This window comes from Nitrosomonas nitrosa, from assembly GCF_003051105.1.
Lineage (GTDB): Bacteria > Pseudomonadota > Gammaproteobacteria > Burkholderiales > Nitrosomonadaceae > Nitrosomonas > Nitrosomonas nitrosa.
This window is the reverse complement of sequence record NZ_QAOO01000005.1, coordinates 12,802-31,356: the sequence shown is the minus strand read 5'-3', so window position 1 is coordinate 31,356 and position 18,555 is coordinate 12,802. Positions and strand designations below refer to the sequence as shown.

At 50.5% G+C, this 18,555-nt stretch carries 15 protein-coding genes; 7 read left to right on the top strand and 8 right to left on the bottom strand.

Annotated features, from left to right (window positions below):
- Positions 1-66 precede the first annotated feature (66 nt).
- On the bottom strand, positions 67-1,728 hold the full coding sequence (locus tag C8R30_RS03545) for a MutS-related protein (protein WP_107789563.1): 1,662 nt from the start codon (positions 1,726-1,728) through the stop codon (positions 67-69).
- A 907-nt stretch (positions 1,729-2,635) separates the two neighbouring features.
- Between C8R30_RS03545 and C8R30_RS03540 the strand changes: the two genes are divergently transcribed.
- The 4 genes from C8R30_RS03540 to C8R30_RS03525 are packed head-to-tail and all read left to right on the top strand — an operon-like array spanning position 2,636 to position 6,857.
- Positions 2,636-3,790: an efflux RND transporter periplasmic adaptor subunit gene (locus C8R30_RS03540; RefSeq protein WP_107789562.1), complete on the top strand. Its 1,155-nt coding sequence runs from the start codon at positions 2,636-2,638 to the stop codon at positions 3,788-3,790.
- Positions 3,787-4,458, top strand: coding sequence for an ABC transporter ATP-binding protein (locus C8R30_RS03535; protein WP_090670202.1), 672 nt, complete (start codon positions 3,787-3,789; stop codon positions 4,456-4,458). Before C8R30_RS03540 ends, C8R30_RS03535 begins: the two co-directional genes overlap by 4 nt.
- Positions 4,455-5,657: an ABC transporter permease gene (locus tag C8R30_RS03530; protein WP_107789561.1), complete on the top strand. Its 1,203-nt coding sequence runs from the start codon at positions 4,455-4,457 to the stop codon at positions 5,655-5,657. Before C8R30_RS03535 ends, C8R30_RS03530 begins: the two co-directional genes overlap by 4 nt.
- On the top strand, positions 5,658-6,857 hold the full coding sequence (locus tag C8R30_RS03525) for an ABC transporter permease (protein WP_090670196.1): 1,200 nt from the start codon (positions 5,658-5,660) through the stop codon (positions 6,855-6,857). It begins immediately after the preceding gene.
- Positions 6,858-6,878: 21 nt separating this feature from the next.
- Here the strand turns inward: C8R30_RS03525 and C8R30_RS03520 are convergent, their stop codons facing one another.
- Positions 6,879-7,754 (bottom strand): hypothetical protein, encoded by an 876-nt coding sequence (locus C8R30_RS03520; protein ID WP_107784469.1) that lies wholly within the window; start codon positions 7,752-7,754, stop codon positions 6,879-6,881.
- Between the two features lie 286 nt (positions 7,755-8,040).
- Between C8R30_RS03520 and C8R30_RS03515 the strand changes: the two genes are divergently transcribed.
- The 3 genes from C8R30_RS03515 to C8R30_RS03505 all read left to right on the top strand — a co-directional run bounded on the left by C8R30_RS03515 (position 8,041) and on the right by C8R30_RS03505 (position 12,076).
- Positions 8,041-8,979, top strand: coding sequence for a carotenoid biosynthesis protein (locus C8R30_RS03515; protein WP_107789560.1), 939 nt, complete (start codon positions 8,041-8,043; stop codon positions 8,977-8,979).
- 115 nt (positions 8,980-9,094) lie between these two features.
- Positions 9,095-10,198, top strand: a complete 1,104-nt coding sequence (locus C8R30_RS03510; RefSeq protein ID WP_107784471.1) for a calcium-binding protein — start codon at positions 9,095-9,097, stop codon at positions 10,196-10,198.
- A 45-nt stretch (positions 10,199-10,243) separates the two neighbouring features.
- Entirely contained in the window at positions 10,244-12,076 is a 1,833-nt protein-coding gene (locus C8R30_RS03505; protein ID WP_107789559.1) for a glycoside hydrolase family 15 protein, read from the top strand.
- 20 nt (positions 12,077-12,096) lie between these two features.
- Here C8R30_RS03505 and C8R30_RS03500 read toward each other — a convergent pair whose 3' ends face one another.
- From C8R30_RS03500 to C8R30_RS03475, 6 genes are read right to left on the bottom strand one after another with little or no spacing between them, the layout of a single operon-like run.
- Positions 12,097-13,017 carry a CysB family HTH-type transcriptional regulator gene (locus C8R30_RS03500; protein WP_107789558.1) on the bottom strand — a complete coding sequence of 307 codons (921 nt, stop codon included), beginning with the start codon at positions 13,015-13,017 and terminating at the stop codon, positions 12,097-12,099.
- Between the two features lie 37 nt (positions 13,018-13,054).
- Positions 13,055-14,128: a sulfate/molybdate ABC transporter ATP-binding protein gene (locus C8R30_RS03495; protein ID WP_107789557.1), complete on the bottom strand. Its 1,074-nt coding sequence runs from the start codon at positions 14,126-14,128 to the stop codon at positions 13,055-13,057.
- Entirely contained in the window at positions 14,118-14,999 is an 882-nt protein-coding gene (cysW, locus tag C8R30_RS03490) for a sulfate ABC transporter permease subunit CysW (protein ID WP_107789556.1), read from the bottom strand. The genes C8R30_RS03495 and cysW overlap by 11 nt, the downstream gene beginning before the upstream one ends.
- Before the next feature lie 10 nt (positions 15,000-15,009).
- Positions 15,010-15,843, bottom strand: coding sequence for a sulfate ABC transporter permease subunit CysT (cysT, locus tag C8R30_RS03485; protein WP_107789555.1), 834 nt, complete (start codon positions 15,841-15,843; stop codon positions 15,010-15,012).
- A gap of 48 nt (positions 15,844-15,891) precedes the next feature.
- A complete protein-coding gene (locus C8R30_RS03480; RefSeq protein WP_107789554.1) occupies positions 15,892-16,890 on the bottom strand; it encodes a sulfate ABC transporter substrate-binding protein in 999 nt (332 codons plus the stop codon).
- A gap of 30 nt (positions 16,891-16,920) precedes the next feature.
- Positions 16,921-18,516, bottom strand: a complete 1,596-nt coding sequence (locus C8R30_RS03475; protein WP_258191926.1) for an alginate export family protein — start codon at positions 18,514-18,516, stop codon at positions 16,921-16,923.
- Positions 18,517-18,555: the final 39 nt, after the last annotated feature.

Below are 18,555 nucleotides of genomic sequence, written 5' to 3'. Positions count from 1 at the left end.
CGGTAAAACTACGCATGCATGAAGCATCCACTGCGTAATTCTTGTTGCATCGCCGGGGTAGTCTATTTACTCGGCTTTTCCAGGTAAGGTAGCCAAATGCTTTTCCACATCCTCTTTGCTGAATCCAAGGGCGCTCGCTACACGATCGGCATGGCTTACGTGAGAGATGCCCGGGATCAAGCGATGCGTTGGGCCTTCAGGCAAGAACTCCACTTGCAGGTAGCTTCCTATCCCCTCCCCTGATAAACGCTCGCATAGCTCATGGTTATGCGTCACCAGTATCGTCGTTGCACCGAGCTGATGAAATCCCTTCAGAACATACTCGGAAAGCGTCATCCTTTCTTCAAAAGTCGTGCCTTCGGCAAGTTCGTCGAGTATTACCAGGCTCAGCGGTGTCGAGTTGAAGAAAATTTCCCGCGTCTGCTTCAGCTCATGCGCGAAGCGTCCCATTCCTTCATCGAGCCTCCCGGGTTCAGGCACTTGATAAAAAATATGTTCTGCTGGCACCAGCCGTGCGTGCGATGCCGGTACATAACCACCCGTTTGACCTAACAACTGAATCTGCACGATGGTTTTGCAATAAGCTGTTTTTCCTCCGCTGTTTGGACCGGTGATGATCAGCAAACGATTGGCGGCATCCAGTTTGATGTCATTGGGAACATAATCGGGCTGGATTCTGGCAAGCAGAGGATTTCTAGCATTCGTCACCGTCAATGAATGTTGACCTGCTGCGAGGATTTCTGGCAGTGTCATTTCACCTTCGACCGATTTGGCATAATGGTGCAGAGATAGCAGCTCATCGATCATGCCAAGCGATTCCACCGCTTTAGCGAGCTCAGGACTTTTCCTGAATAACTTCTGCAAAGGATAGATAACTGATTTGAGGTCCGATGAGCAGATAGCTTGCAATACGATCGGGATCATGGGCACGGTCAAAATCAAGATACCGTAGCCTATGTAGGTTTCGCCTAGCTCGGCCCACATATTCTGAAAGAAAAAATAAAGCCCGCTGACGATGGAAACAAATATCAGCATCGGCAGCCATTTGAACATGCTCGGCCGGAAACGCGGCACTGGCAAGTAACGGGGCTTTTCTTTGCCGGTCTTAAATTTGCCGTCGATGATATAGATCGGACCATGCATCAATGCATACGTTCGGCTATTACCAAAATCGACCATTGCTTGAATCAGTTCGCGCAAATAAGCGCTGCGCACGGGGGGTAGTGCATCGGCTTCTTCAACCAGGTCGACCGCGAATTGCGTCCCGTCGATGAATTGATGATAACCGTAGCCACCGAATTCGAGCTTCTCTGTCTTGTTTTTGGGGTCATCTGTTGCCAATCCCCCGTTAAATTCACCATAAAGCAGATAATAAAGCGACTCCTCCCCTGCCACCATCTGCTTGACGAAGCGCTCGAGTGCAGCGTGCAATTCTGGATTGTCGGCCAATTCCCTAAGCGCTTCCTGTTTTTTCTGCAGTAATTGTGCATCGTGCGTGGGTCTCGCCAATGACCGGTAAAGTACGGATTGCCCGATCCAGGTTTCGGCACGATTGATTTCGTCGAACAAAGCATCCGTCTCAATCGCGTTGAACGTTTTGACATCCAAAACGCCCTGATCCGCCTCGGTAGGCCGGGTGTCCCGTATACCCGCCAACCGCTTGCCGTCCGATAAAATGAAAGGGCTTCGCCAGATGGGAATGGAGTTAGATTGGGTTGCGTCGTTCATGGTTATTCCCCAGTTTTGACTAAAAGATGATCGCTGTTATGTATAGCCTGCATAAGAGCATTTCTAAAAATCCATATTTCGTCTCAATTCGTCGTTGTTCGAAAAAAAGTTTCTTTACCTATCAATCATAAGCTGCGACAACATTTTTTGCGCTCGCTTCGCCTTGTTTAAATACTGAATTTTGAGAGAGACTCTTTTTTATGCACGTGGGTTGATTTTATTTAACGCGCCAACTTGCAATTCAGCCTACTTATGCTAATGAATTTATCGGATCGATGCTCTTATTAGCCTGAGATCAACCTGAGTCATTCTACCGAAACAAAATGAATATTTTCCAATCATTAGCGTCATATTTTCGGCATAATAAACCTGTGGTGTGCAAATTTTATAAATCCTTCATCTACCTAGTGGAAATATCCAATAAATCCAGTAGATCAGTTTTTTTGGTTATCCGCTTCCACCATCCCAACAAAGTCGATTCACGCATTGCGGTCTTCACCAAGCTTTAATCCAATCCTGTTACTATCGCATGCTCCATTTTTTTATATGACTGCGTTCAACCATGGCGGTTATCTCATACGCAACGGCATGATAATAATGCTGCTCTTGAAACGGATTTGATGAGCGGGAAATTCACCGTAGGGATTCGATCATAACACTCAGGCTTACTTTGATTGGTAAATCATGGATCACAGTTCTTTTACGATTAGCTTTCCTGTTAGCCGTTGTCGAATATTTTACAGTCATCGGCGTCTGGCGCATGTATGTCGTTCAAGCATGGCATAATCAGGGCAAAGCGCGCTCAGGATAATCACCAACCGCTTTTCTCAGATAAAAATTGATACAAACAAACCAAATGCAGTAGCCTATTGGATTTTTGATCAAGGGCCAAAGCATTTTCTAACTCATGATAAAAACAAAAACACTGCCTCGTACGATCACTTTTCTACTTATTGCCGCATTGTTGGGCTATGGCGGGTGGTCTCTGACCCGCCCCACCCCTATCGAAGTCGAGCTTGTCAGCATAGCGCGCGGCACGGTGGAGGCGACTGTGGTCAATACCCGCGCAGGGACGATCAAAGCATGCCGGCGCGCCAAGCTTGCGCCTGCAGTAGGCGGGCAAATTATCAAACTTCCTGTAAAAGAAGGGGACCGCGTCGAGCAAGGCACAATTCTGCTGGAACTCTGGAACGCCGATCTCACAGCACAGCATGAGCTTGCCAAACAGCAACTGGCGACCGCAAAAAGCCGGCAACGCGAAGCTTGTATTTTGGCCGAAAATGCGCGGCGTGAATCGGTACGCACCCAGCAACTGGTATCACAAGGTTTTGTCAGTCCGCAGCGAGCAGAAGACGCCGATTTCAATGCCCAGGCCAAACAAGCAAGCTGCGCGGCCGCGGCGGCAGATGTCAAACGTGCACAGGCCCAAATTGAAGTCACGCAAGCCAATCTGGAACGCACCCAACTGCATGCGCCTTTCGCGGGTATCGTGGCACAGGTTACCGGAGAATTGGGCGAATACACCATGCCTTCCCCACCGGGTATTCCCACGCCTCCGGCAATCGATTTGATCGATGACAGTTGTTTGTATGTCACAGCACCGATGGATGAAGTAGACGCGCCGAAAATAATGGTTGGGCAGGAAGCGCGAATCACGCTGGATGCATTGCCTGGCCGCTCCTTTGCCGGACGTGTGCGCCGGATTGCGCCCTATGTGACCGAAATAGAAAAGCAGGCCCGTACCGTCGATGTCGAGGTCAATTTCACCGAGAGCTCGGATTACGCATTGTTAGTTGGCTACAGTGCCGATGTCGAAGTGATCATCGATCGGCAGGAAAATGTTTTGCGTATCCCGACACAAGCCATCCGGCAGCAAGGCAAGGTGCTGGTGCTCGGCGAACAAGATTACCTGGAAGAACGCCAGCCAGAAACGGGTCTCGCCAATTGGGCGTACACTGAAATTGTCAGCGGGTTGGAGGAAGGTAATCAGGTCGTCATTTCATTCGATGATGAGAATATTGCCGCCGGTGCATTCGTCAGATCTAAATCGCTCGCACAATGATTGAGCTTTCAGCCATTTCCCGCATTTTTCATATGGGTGATCAGGAAATACGCGCGCTTGATCACATCGATTTGGAAATTGCCTCCGGTGAATATGTATCCATCATGGGGCCTTCCGGTTCCGGTAAATCCACTTTGCTGAACGTGATTGGTTTGCTGGACAGACCCGATAGTGGGCGTTATCAACTCGATGGAAGAGACGTGACCGATTTATCCGAAACCGAGCAAGCACGCGTTCGACGTGAAAAAATTGGCTTTGTTTTCCAGTCTTTTCATCTTATCCCCCGTCTAACCGCTGCAGAGAACATCGAACTACCGTTGATTCTGACTGGCATTTCGCCTGCCGAACGCAAAACACGCGTGGATGAGACGCTGCACGCGTTCAATTTAAGTGAGCGCGCACGGCATCGGCCGGCCGAGTTATCAGGGGGGCAACGCCAAAGAGTGGCGATCGCACGTGCAACCATTCTACGCCCGAGCGCCTTGCTGGCCGATGAGCCGACCGGCAATCTCGATCATTCCATTGGCGCGGAAGTAATGGCCTTGCTTGAGAATCTGCATCACGCCGGCACGACGTTAATCATCGTGACGCACGACCGAGAGCTCGGGCTGCGCGCGCACCGCCGCATCGCAATGCGCGATGGACAGATCGTGGCTGATGAGCGATGAAGCTACGCGATATTCTTCACCTCTCATTCAAGACGGTCACCAGCTACCCTACCCGCTCGTCCTTGATCGTTCTGGCGATGGCGCTGGGCATCGCTGCCGTCATCGTTTTGACTGCTTTGGGCGATGGGGCGCGTCGCTATGTACTCAATCAGTTCTCTTCAATTGGCTCCAATCTGCTGGTCGTATTACCGGGGCGCGCGGAAACGGCGGGCAGCTTTCCAGGCGCGGCCATAGGGCAGACACCCCGCGACCTGACACTGGAAGATGCGCGCTGGATTGGCCATCTCCCACAAGTGCGGCGTTACGCCCCCCTCAACGTCGGTGAAGCAGAACTTTCTGGCGCAAGCCGGCTACGGGAAGTCACCGTTATCGGCAGTACCGGCAATTTTTTTCCCATTCGCCACATGAAGCTCGCCCAGGGCAGTTTTCTTACACACGGATCGGAATTGAGCGCACAAATCGTGCTTGGCGCAAAACTGGCGGAAGAGTTTTTCCCTGACGGTAATGCCGTTGGCCAGCGTGTCCGGCTGGCTGACCGCCGTTTCATCGTATCGGGCGTCCTGGTCAAGCAAGGCGAAACGATGGGGTATAATTCAGACGAAATCGTCGTCATCCCGATCAATCATGCCCAAGCGCTGTTCAATACCACTTCGCTATTCCGCATTCTGGTCGAGGTCAGAAATCGCACAGAGATTTCTTCTGCCAAGGACGCCATCCGGGAATTACTGATTCAGCGGCATGATGGCGAGGATGATGTCACCATCATCACGCAAGATGCCGTGCTGGCCACGTTCGATCGCATCTTGCGCGCGCTGACGCTTGGTGTGGCCGGTATTGCCGCGATCAGTCTGGCCGTGGCCGGTATTCTGGTGATGAATGTCATGCTGGTAGCTGTCACGCAACGCACGACGGAAATCGGCTTGCTCAAAGCGGTCGGTGCCTTTTCGACCGATATTCGCCGTCTATTTCTTGCCGAGGCGGCCTGGCTTTCGCTCGCTGGCGCAGTGTTCGGCATTTTAATAGGGCAATTGGGGAGCTTGCTGATTCGCATCGCCCTGCCCCAGTTGCCAGCCTGGCCGCCTCTGTGGGCGACCCTAGCCAGTATCCTGGTTGCGCTGACAACAGGCATGATTGCTGGATTGCTGCCCGCAACCCGTGCGGCGCGGCTTGATCCGATCAAAGCATTGAGCGGTAAGTAAATGAATAGCGCCGACACCATCCGTTTTGCCTTACGCGCCCTGTCTGCTCACTGGCTTCGCACGCTGCTTTCCGCGTCAGGCATTGCTATCGGTATTGCAGCCGTCGTCCTGCTCACTTCGATTGGTGAAGGCATTCAACGTTTCGTATTGTTAGAATTCACGCAGTTCGGCACGAATATCCTGAACATAACACCCGGCAAAATCAAAACGCATGGCGGATCAGTCGGCGCCATCGGCAGTGCCCGTATCCTCACGATAGAGGATGCACTGGCGCTAAAACACTCCCGTTATACTCAATACGTCAACGCGACAGCCATGGGTAACGCAGAAATTCGTGCAGCGGGTCGTAGCCGCCGTGTTACAGTCTATGGCCAAGGCCCGGATTTCGACAAGGCATTCAATATGCATATCGCGATCGGTCAGTTTCTACCTGCGGATGACCCGCGTAATCCACGCGCTTTTGCGGTGCTGGGCGCAAAGGCGCATAGCGAGCTATTCGGTGAAACGACCCCGCTGGGCGCCATTCTGCAGGTCGGTGGGTCACGCTTTCGCGTCATCGGCGTGATGGCGTCAAAAGGACAAGTTTTGGGCTTCGATCTGGATGATACGGTGTTCATCCCTACCATGCGTGCGCTGGAAGTATTCAACCGCGAAGGGTTGATGGAGATTCAGGTTGTCTATCCGCCAGATGCGCCCTTGCAAGCCGTCATCGATGATGTCCGGCGAATTCTGGTCGAACGGCATGGACGCGAAGACTTTACCATCACCCCTCAGCAACAAATGCTCAGCACCCTCTCGACCGTGCTGAACGTATTGACCTTTGCGGTTGCTGCCTTGGGTGGAATTTCTCTGTTGGTGGGTGCAGTCGGTATGGTTACGCTCATGCATATCTCGGTCGCCGAACGGGTAGCAGAAATCGGGTTGCTCAACGCCCTGGGGGCGACACGCGGCCGTATCCGAATGCTGTTTTTGATGGAATCGACCGTCCTTTCCACGCTGGGTGGCCTGGCTGGGCTTGCGATCGGCACTGCGTTGGCCACTTTGCTGGAATTTCTTATCAGCGATCTACCCGTCAGTATCCCTTGGAATTTTGTATTGGCTGCCCTGGGCGCATCGATGGTGATAGGGTTGGCCGCCGGGGTCGTGCCCGCAATGCAAGCAGCCCGGCTAAACCCGGTCGAAGCATTGAGAACCGAATAACGTCTGAACTTGCAATTATTTCTAATCCATCATGCGGCTGATCGTGGATGCCCAGCTCGCACAGCCTGCATAGGGTGTGCTTTTCAGCATCGTCTTGTATTTCTGCGGCAAACGCGCTAGCAGCCATCTCATTTCCTGCTCATCTTGCCCAGTGATCACCGTAGGGCCTATAAAAGGCGTTTTGTTTCGATACAAATCCATATCGAAACGGGATTTGTGAGATAGATCAAAAAAATCAGCCAGTTGCTTTAATATTGCTTCGTCTTTCAAATGCGCGTCGACATCGATGAAAAAGACACGATTTTGCCAATGATTGTGCTGAATCAATTGCATCGCCCGATGTTCGATTTCGATCCATTGCAGCAAATAAAATTGAAAGCGGCTCAAAGTATGCTGGGCGTAGTACTGAAAAAGCGTTTCTTTTCCCGTCAACGCCCATAAAAAGCAACGTTCTCCCGCTTCGGTGAAGTAATCAACAAACGGAAGGTGTAATTTGCGGATCATCTGCTCGCGCAACCACTCGCTTTTTGCCACCTTGGCCGGATGACGGACGAGATGGATAAACCCGACATTGTTCAGTAAAGCGCCAGCGTGCCGGTTAAACGCTTTCAGAAAAGCATGATTGGATTCAAAATACACCGGTTCCTGGCGGTTTGCGATAAAGCGGCATTTACGCTCTAACACTGGCATCAGTGCATTATCGTTGTGCTGGGTATTCCAGTCGATCGGCTTGCCGAACAAAGTGGGATTGCCCAAGGTAAAATAGGGCTCGTGGGTGTGGTAGCATTGCTCGATATTCTTGGCAAAAAAATCTGCTAGAAAAAGAGTACCGGAGCGGCCGCTTGCCAGCGTAAAAATTGTCAGCTTATCGCTGTTTGCAAGATTTTTTGTATTCAAAGGAAAGTTAGTATTGGGAGTAGACCAAGGCTGGCCACTATCTTAAACGAGAGTCCATCGATTGCGTAATAAAACTGCCATATTGGCTGACTGAGTGCTGCTATTCTTTGCTCGTCCCAAGTCGTTCAAAGTAGCGACACTGCGAAATCTTTAGGCGCTGCAGTATGTTTAACCGGCTATAATCTTTCTTTTGATCCATTGCTGTTTATACCTCGTCCAGGCGCTTTGCCCTATTGCAATTTCATCATGACGTCATAGAATTCACGGCGTTTAGACCAGTCAACACGTGCTAGAACTTTTCTACAGCTTATTATATCGACCGTATGTCACTTTGTTTCTGCTCGCTTTCCTCGCGATGAGTTGGCTTGAGCAAGGAACACTGCGAACTGGCATCTGGCTGATTACAGGCTATTTGGTTGCGCTCGCTGCCGAATGGGGCAGTATCAACTATGGTTTTCCTTTTGGCTATTACACCTACCACTACGAACAGCTGGAACATGACTTGGTAATCTTGGGGGTGCCATTTTTTGATTCGTTATCCTTTGTCTTTTTGAGTTACGTAAGCTTCTCATTCGCACAATTTTTCCTGTCGCCACATTGGCGCAGTGGCTTCAACGTGCAGCGTGTGACATTATCCCCTGTTCGCAATAGCCGCGCAGTGCTGTTCGTAGGTGCGTTTTTCATGATGGTATTGGATTGGGTGATCGACCCAGCGACACATTTGGGAAAGCACTGGTTCTTGGGCGATATCTACCACTACCCCGACCCAGGCTGGCATTTCGACGTTACGCTGGCTAACTATGGTGGCTGGTTCATCGTCGGCTGGATAATCATTTTCATCAACCAGCGTGCCGATGCACTGTTAGCAAAATATGTACCGTCGATCCACAAACCGTTAAAGTTACGCTACGTGGTCGGAAAGGGATTGTTCGCGCCACTATTCTGGTTTGGAATCGCGCTCTTTATGCTGGGAATGACCGCTTGGCTGGGCTGGGGCTATGATCTTGAGCAAATTGCCCCTGATGAGCGCGCGACTTTTATCGCTGAAACACGTAAACTCTTTCTTGCCAGCACTTTTATCATCGCACCGATTGCCGTGCTTGCCTGGGTGCATATGGTGCGGTATGACGGGCAACCTTCGCCTGAGCACCTTGCAGCCTGGCTCAGAGAGTACCCCAGTCCAGAACTGGAAGCTCGCTTGGGTATGCAGAGAAAGTCAGAGTAAATCATTGTTGTATCCATTACAATGATGGGCGCTAGTCTTTATCAGTGAATCGTTCTCACTCGCGGATATAGCGAGAGAGAATAAAGATTCATTTAATTAGTAAGGAGGATATCTCATGGCATTCCACCTATACCGCATCAACGAACTTTATTCGGACGTAACCGGCACCATTCAGTTTATTGAAATGTCGGTCGGATCGTTTAATGGAGAATCGTTTTGGATCAATCAGACCATCTCGGTTACGCAAGGGGGTACAACCCACGCTTTCAGGTTTCCCAGCAATCTTCCCAATACATTCACGGCCAACACGACCGTGCTCATTGCTACCCAAGGTTTCGCTAATTTGGGTATCGTCACACCGGATTTTATTGTTCCGGATGGATTCTTGTTTACGAATGGCGGTGCAACTGTCAATTTTGCAGGTGTTGATCAAATAACGTATTCTTCGTTGCCGCTCGATGGTATCCATTCGATTAATCGTAGTGGTGACATCATAGTCAATTCACCGAAAAATTTTGCTGGCGTCACAGGCACCATACAAAGTAATACGATTGCAGGTACCGATGGCCCGGACAACCTTACCGGCACTGCCGGGAACGACACAATTCTAGCAAAAGGGGGCAATGACACGCTCAATGGACTGGCAGGCGATGATTTATTGGATGGTGGTGCCGGTGCCGATATTGCAATTTATAACGACCCCAGTGCAGCCTATGCGGTCAATCGAACGCCATCTGGCTTTAGTGTCAGCGGCCCAGAAGGCAATGATACGCTGATCGATATAGAACGATTCGATTTTCAGGACAGAAATCTTGCATTCGATCTTGCGCAAGGCCAGGCCGCCGGCAATAGCGTGCGCATCATCGGCGCGGCTTTCGATACGCACAACATCATCCCCGAGTATGTGGGAATTGGCTTGCAATTATTCGATAGCGGCCAATCGATGCTGGAAGTCAGCGAACTGGTCGTCAATACACCACTGTTTATCTCATTGGCAGGTTCGTCGAGTAATGTCGATTTCGTCAATCTCGTTTATCAAAATGTTGTGGGTGAACCGCCTGTACCCTCTGAACGCGATTTTTATGTTGGCTTGCTGCAGGGAAGCGGGGGCACCATGACGCAAGCAGAACTCCTGATGTTGGCTGCGAATACCATTGCAAACGAGGTCAATATCGATCTGGTCGGCCTGAACCAAAGCGGAGTCGAGTTCATTGCCTAGCCCAATGGTTCATGCCACTGAGTAAACTGTTATTTTTTAAAAATAATGAGCTATCAACCAATCGAAGATTACGGCATTATCGGCAACATGCGCACCACCGCATTGGTGGGAAAGAATGGTTCGATTGACTGGTTTTGTCTTCCCAGACACGATTCTCCGAGCATCTTCGCTGCAATTCTGGATGACGAGAAAGGCGGCTATTTTCGAATCTACCCCAGCGAAGATCAGGTTGCCTGCAAGCAGTTTTACTGGCCCGAAACCAATGTGTTGGTCACCCGCTTTTTGGCCGATTGCTGTGTAGGTGAAATCGTCGATTTCATGCCGGTGGGCCTCTCCGCCAAAGAAAAGGGGTATCACTGGTTGGTTCGGCAAGTACGCGGCATCCGTTCTCGCATGAAATTCCGCCTGGAATGCTATCCGGCTTTCAATTACGCGCGGGATCGGCATGAGACTGTAATCACCGATAATGGCGCGCTTTTCCAATCATCGGACTTGGCTTTGGAATTTATAACCGATATCCCGCTGCATCGAGACGACCGCGGGGTCTATGCCGAGTTTACGCTCGAGGCCGGTCAAAGCGCCGTCTTCGTGTTACGGCAATGGACCACTTCCGAAGATCAGGGTTCATCCTGCCATCGCCAGGAAGCGCAGCAATTATTCGAATCGACGGTCGAGTTTTGGCGACGCTGGCTTTCCCAGTGCATCTATAAAGGCAAATGGCGTGAAATGGTCGAGCGCTCTGCACTCGTTCTCAAACTGCTCACCTATGAGCCCACTGGCGCGATTATCGCAGCGCCGACCTGCGGGTTACCCGAGCAGCTCGGGGGAGAACGCAATTGGGATTACCGATATACCTGGATACGGGATGCCGCCTTCACCTTGTACGGATTGTTACGCATCGGTTTCTCCGAAGAAGCCGCCCAATTCATGCACTGGATAGAGGCGCGTTGCCACGAATTGGAAGCAGATGGCGCGCTCCAGACGATGTATGGTATCGATGGGCGGCATACCCTGCAAGAAGATATGCTTACCCATCTGGATGGTTATAAAGGTTCACGCCCAGTCAGAATCGGCAATGGCGCGCACAAGCAGTTACAGCTCGATATTTATGGCGAGCTCATGGATTCCGTTTATCTGTTCAATAAGTATGGCTCGCCCATTTCCTACGATTTGTGGACACATTTGCGGCGACTGCTCACCTGGGTATGCGATCATTGGCAAACTCCCGATGAAGGGATCTGGGAAATTCGCGACCAACGCAGACATCACGTTTACTCTAAACTGATGTGCTGGGTAGCACTGGATCGAGGTCTACGCCTGGCCGAGAAACGTTCGTTTCCCGCCGATAGAGAACGATGGCTCGATGAACGCGATCGTATCTACGAAGAAATCAACCTCAAGGGATGGAATGCCGAAAGACAAGCTTTTGTCCAACATTACGATAGTCACGCGCTGGATGCCAGCAATTTGGTGATGCCACTGGTTTTTTTCATGTCCCCCAATGATCCCCGCATGCTCAGCACCATCGATTCGATCAATCGTCTGCCGGAAAAAGGCGGGCTGGTATCAAATAGCCTGGTCTATCGTTACAACCTAAAAAGCAACACCAACGGCCTAAGCGGAGAAGAAGGCAGCTTCAATCTGTGCACGTTCTGGCTAGTCGAGGCGCTGACGCGGGCAGGCCGCAGAGACGGCCAGCGGCTCAATCAGGCACGTTTGATGTTTGAAGAAATGCTGAGTTATGCCAATCATCTAGGACTGTATGCCGAGGAAACAGGCGCAAGCGGCGAAGCACTAGGCAATTTCCCCCAAGCGTTCACACACCTGGCTTTGATAAGTGCTGCCTGGAATCTGGATAAGGCACTCAGCAGATCATAGACAATTTGTCACCCAAATGTTCAGCGAAGATAATCTCTCGTCTTGAACGATTCGCTGAGCGTGGGGATGCACAGCTCGATGAAGCAGTGGGCATAATCTCGCAAATAATGATTCTGACGAATCGAGATATAAGTGGTGTTTTTTTCGAATAAATGTGACGCATCGAGCTTGACGAGCAGCATGTCTCGCTCAGGCACGAATGCGACCGACGCGATGATTCCGACGCCCAATCCAAGTGCCACATAGGTTTTGATCACATCGGCATCCAGCGCTGACATGGCGATATCGGGTATCAGGCCCGCCTGCGCAAAAGCCTGGTCGATTCGTGACCGTCCGGTGAATCCCTGATGATAGGTAATGATCGGAAAAGCCGAAATCGCTTCGAGCGTCAGTGGTTGAACCGCCTGCAATGGGTGCCCGGCAGGCACGATGATGGTATGGTGCCAGGTGTAGTAAGGATAAGAGACCAACTCGACCGTGCTTTCCAGTGCTTCCGTCGCGATGCCGATATCTGCCTGACCATCGAGTAACATCGATACGATTTCGCTTGGACTCGATTGGTGCAGCACGAGATGCACCTTGGGAAATAACCGCTTGAACTGTGCTACTACGGATGGCAATGCATATTGCGCTTGCGTATGAGTCGTCGCTACCGTAAGTTGGCCTTGATCATGCTGGCTAAACTGTTCAGCCAGGCGTTTGATATTTCTGGTATCCAACAAGATTCGGTCAACGATTTTGATCAACTCCTTGCCAGGCTCGGTCAAACCCATCAACCGTTTGCCTTTACGAACAAACAGCTCGATACCGAGTTCATCCTCCAGATCCTTGATATGCTTGCTGACACCCGATTGTGAGGTAAACAAGGCATTGGCGACTTCCGTCAGGTTGTACCGTTGACGCACGGTTTCACTCAAGATGCGCAATTGTTGGAAGTTCAAGGGATCATTCCTTTAGCATTATTTGAAAGATGCAATATTAATGCATTTGATAAGGAAACAAATCGAGCCGCCGTGGTTTTATGAAAACTTGGTCACCCTTTGTCAACTGCAATTCACGGAAACGCTCCTTGCTGATCTCGACCTGAATCAGATCTTGCTCATGCTGCCCCTCACGGAGGAGCTCCAATCGCACTACGGGACCCACTGAAAGCACATGGCTGACACGCGCCGCCAAAGCCGCGTCACCATTTGCAGTTCGAGTCACCTCGATGTCATGGGGTCGCACATAGGCAACCGCAGCCAATTCCTCAGCCCAGCTAAATTCAGGTGCAGCGATTTCGACATCGCCAATCCAGGCGCGGCCTTGGTGAACTCGGCCATGAAACAGATTGACATCCCCCAAAAATTCATATACGAACGGGTTAGCCGGCTGCTCATAAACCTCATCGGGCGTGCCGACCTGTTCGATCCGCCCTTCATTCATGACCACGACACGGTCGGATACTTCCAGTGCTTCTTCCTGATCGTGCGTGACAAAAATACTGGTGATATGCATTTCATCATGCAATCTTCGCAGCCAGGTACGTAATTCTTTGCGCACCTTGGCATCGAGTGCGCCGAAGGGTTCATCCAACAACAATACTTTGGGTTCGACCGCCAAAGCACGCGCTAAGGCAATACGCTGGCGCTGGCCGCCAGAAAGCTGGTGGGGGTAGCGATCGGCCTGCCAATCGAGCTGCACCAGCTTCAACAGCTTGGTGACACGTTCACGGATTTCCTGATCTTTCAGGCGATTTTTTCTAGGGCGAACTTGTAATCCAAACGCGACATTCTCGAAAATCGTCATATTGCGAAACAATGCATAATGCTGGAAGACAAATCCTACCTGCCGTTCACGGACAGGTTGATCGGTCGTGTCTTCGTCGTTGAACAATACCTGCCCGGCATCGGCAGTTTCCAGTCCGGCGATAACGCGCAGCAAAGTCGTTTTGCCCGACCCAGAAGGGCCCAACAGCGCCAACAGTTCACCAGAATGAATTTTCAGATTAATGCTACGCAATGCGGCAAATGAGCCAAATTGCTTGGAAAGTTGACGGATTTCAATGCTCATGGATGAGTTTTCCTTTTTGTTGCGTGACTTTTAATTCGACGAACGTTTTGATGGCCAGTGTAATCAGCGCAAGCAGCGCAAGCAGCGAGGCAACAGCAAAGGCTGCCGCATAGTTATACTCGTTATAAAGAATCTCGACGTGTAGCGGTAACGTATTGGTGCTGCCGCGAATATGCCCCGACACCACCGAAACGGCCCCGAACTCCCCCATTGCGCGCGCATTGCAAAGAATGATGCCGTATAGCAACCCCCATTTGATATTGGGAAGCGTAATCCGCCAGAAGGTCTGCCAGCCACTTGCACCCAGGATAATGGCCGCTTCTTCCTCTTCAGTGCCCTGCGCTTGCATCAATGGAATCAACTCTCGTGCGATGAAAGGTACGGTCACAAAAATCGTGGCGAGCACAATACCGGGTACCGCAAAGATAATTTTCAAATCATGCTCGATTAACCATGCGCCGAACCAACCCTGCAAGCCGAACACCAGCACGTAAATCAAGCCGGCAATGACAGGGGAAACCGAGAAAGGTAGATCAATCAGCGTAATCAACATATTCTTGCCACGAAATTCAAACTTGGCGATGGCCCAAGCAGCAGCGACACCAAATAGCAAATTGAGCGGCATCGCAATCGCTGCCGCCATCAAGGTCAACCGGATAGCAGCTTGGGCATCCGGCTCAGTAATCGCAGCGAGATAAACATCTACGCCCTTTTTGAGCGCCTCGAAAAATACCGCCGCCAGCGGCAGAATCAAAAACAAAGTCAGAAAAACAAGCGCCAATCCGGTCAGCATCCAACGCACCCATGCAGGTTCCTGAGTAAGGAGAGTGTGCTGCGCCTTTGCTGGATAAGTAATCGTTGCTGTGTTCATGGGATACCTTTCATGTGAGTGCGTTGCGACGGCGGCTCCACCATTGCAATAAGTTAATGATGAGCAACAAAATAAACGAAATAACTAGCATGACTACGGCGAGAGCCGTTGCACCCGCATAGTCATACTGCTCGAGCTTAGTGATGATCAGTAGCGGCGTAATCTCTGAAATCATCGGCATATTGCCAGCGATGAATATCACCGAACCGTATTCGCCAATAGCACGCGCAAAAGCCAGCGCAAAACCGGTCATGAGTGCCGGAAAAATAGTCGGAAAAATGATCCGTGAGAAGGTTTGCAGCCGGTTTGCACCCAACATGGCTGCCGCTTCTTCCAATTCTGTTTCGATATCCTCCAGCACAGGCTGCACTGTGCGTACTACAAATGGCAATCCAATAAACGTCAGTGCTACATAAACGCCTATGGGCGTAAAGGCCACTTTGACACCCAGCGGTTCGAGAAATTGACCGATCCAGCCATTACTCGCATAAAGCGCAGTCAATGTGATACCCGCCACGGCGGTGGGCAACGCGAACGGCAAATCAATCAAAGCGTCGACGATCCGCTTTCCTCTAAATGAGTAGCGTACGAGCACCCATGCCACCAACAGCCCAAAAATGGCATTGGTCATAGCAGCAGCAAATGAAGCGCCGAAAGTCAGCCGATATGAGGCGAGTACCCGGGGTGTTGTGACCGTCTCCCAAAATTGTGGCCAAGTCAGTTCGGCAGTACGAATGAAGGCAGCCGAAAGCGGAATCAATACAATCAGGCTCAGATAAAGCAGCGTAAAACCGAGCGCCAGATTAAAACCCGGCAGCACACTATGTTGTTTGAAAGTATTCAAGTGTTAGGTACCTCATCAAATTAGCTTGGTTTGGCAAACTTAAACGGACTACTTCAGATAAACTTGGTCGAATGTACCGCCATCATCGAAATGTGTTTTTTGCGCATTTTTCCAGCTACCGAATGCCTCATTGACTTTAAATAACTTGATCGGTGTAAATTGCTTGGCGTACTTGGCGGCAATTTTTTCATTGGTTGGCCGGTAAAAATGCTTGGCAGCAATCACCTGCCCTTCCTCCGAATAGAGATACTGAAGATAAGCTTCCGCAACTTTGCGCGTGCCTTTCTTGTCGACGACCTTGTCGACCAGCGCGACAGTCGGTTCTGCCAGAACACTGAATGAAGGTACAACAATTTCGAGCTTGTCCTGGCCGTACGCCTTAAGGGCCAAGTAGGCTTCGTTTTCCCAGGATATCAACACATCACCGATGCCACGTTCTATGAAGGTGGTCGCCGAGCCACGTGCACCGGAATCCAAGACAGGAACGTTTTTGAAGATATCGGCGACAAATTCTTTTGCTTTGGCTTCACCGAAATGCTGTTTGCCATATTCCCAGGCGGCCAGATAATTCCAACGCGCTCCTCCGGAAGTTTTCGGATTCGGTGTGATCACGGCCATGCCGGGTCTCGCCAGATCGTTCCAATCCTTAATTCCTTTGGGATTGCCCTTACGCACAAGAAAAATGATGGTCGAGGTGTAAGGTGAACTGTTATGAGGCAGGCGCGTTTGCCAACTCTCAGGCAGTCGTTTACTGTGCTCGGCAATGGCATCGATATCGACGGCCAGCGCCAGCGTCACCACATCAGCTGCCAATCCATCGATCACGGAACGGGCCTGCTTACCCGAACCCCCATGGGATTGTTGTACCGTGACCTTCTCGCCGGTCAGTGCTTGCCAGTATTTGCTGAATGCTGGGTTGAATTCTTGATAGAGTTCACGTGTTGGATCGTAGGAAACATTCAATAATGTTTTGTCAGCAGAAGCATGACTACCCAGCATCAAGCTGGCTACCAACATGATGATTCTTGACCACTTGTTTGTAAACATGATTTTGTCCTTTAATGTAATGAGCTAGGGTTATTTAAATGCTCGGATCGATACTTCAACATAGAAAAAATTGGAACTTTCTCTGGATACTCCCAGCGTTGCCAACTGCCTGTTTTTAGTGAATTCACCATTAATGAAGTGAGAATAGCCAATCGTGGTATCGACCAACGGCGCTATCTTGTAGTTGATACGTGCATTGATCGATTGCCCAATAAAATCACCACTTTCCCCCGTACGATCGCGATTGCCGGGATTAGGCATTGAAACATTGAAAAGATTGTTGAATCGATCGGTATCGCTAGCCAACCAGAACCAGCTATATCCCCCATCGATAGAAAGATCCTTGTGAGGGAAAATTTCGAACACCAATTTGGGCGCTTTGATGTTCTCCATCACAAGATAGTCATCGGGCGACCAAGGACGTCCAAACCCGAAGAAACGTTCAAAACGATTGTCGACATTATCGTTAGGATCCCGATCACCACTCACATAGCCATAAAAGGCACTTAATCGTGGTTTCCAGTCATGTTTCAGGGTATAGCCAAATTCGAGTAGATATGACCAGGCAGATTTTTTCAAACCATTATCACGGCCAAACTGGTAGATCGCACCCAAATCAAAATCGATATCGGTATTGGGTAGCACCCCGTAGGCACGAATACCCGGCGAATGAATCTCGCGCTCAGCCTGCCTGCCCTCTCTGCCATCCTGCATGAGCCCCATATAATAAGGTTGCAACGTCACAACATCCGACCATTTCCGCCAGTGTCCGACTGCACCATAGAACCATTGACTTTTATTACGCCCATCAAAATCATCGATAGCGCGAATAACTGGCTGCATGCCCCATGCATCGAATTCCCAGTCATTGGCTTCTTGTCCCAATGTGACGCGAAACCCTTCAAAGTTATTAGTCGTATTGCGCCACTGATTATTGCCGAGGAGACGCCGATCAACCGCTTCCCAGGCCATGCGCCCGCCCCGTATTCTGATGGGACGCTGATTACCCAGATCATCCTGCCCTAGCGCGCCTTTGAAATACAATTCGCCATAAGTCTGAATCAATTCAAAGGCATTCCAGTCACGGTTATCTCTCGGAAATTCGCTGTTATAGCCGCGCGCATCTTCAAATTCGACGGCCATCCGAAACGGATCGACAATATTTCGAATACCTATATAGGCGCGCGTCCGCAGCAGGAAAGGATGATCCGTCAGCAACCGGTTACGGCGTATATCACCGTCACGCAACTCGTATCGAACGCGGTAATCTAGGCCGACATCCAACCAGTCGAGATCCTTGAATGCTTCATATTCGGTTTTGGCCAGGTTACGCACATAGCGAGGTGGATCGGATTCTGGGTGGGTGCTATAGCTGCGGGCGCGCTGAAAGTAGGTGGTTTTCAACGGGGCTTCTGGTTTAGCGTCAGCGGGTTGAGTTGCCGGTTGATCCGCGAGTTTAATTGCCCATTTGTAAGATCCCCCTGCATCGGCTTGAGTGATTTGCGTGGCAGGCTGATGAGTAGCCTGAGCATGCCCAAGTTGCGATGAATTTCCACCGGCCTGAATCGAGGCAATAGGCAGCAAATTTGCTGTCAACAACAGTAAAGATCGCCAGGTATATTTCATTAATTTCTCCCCTGTGCCCTTCCGGCATTTCGGTCAGGA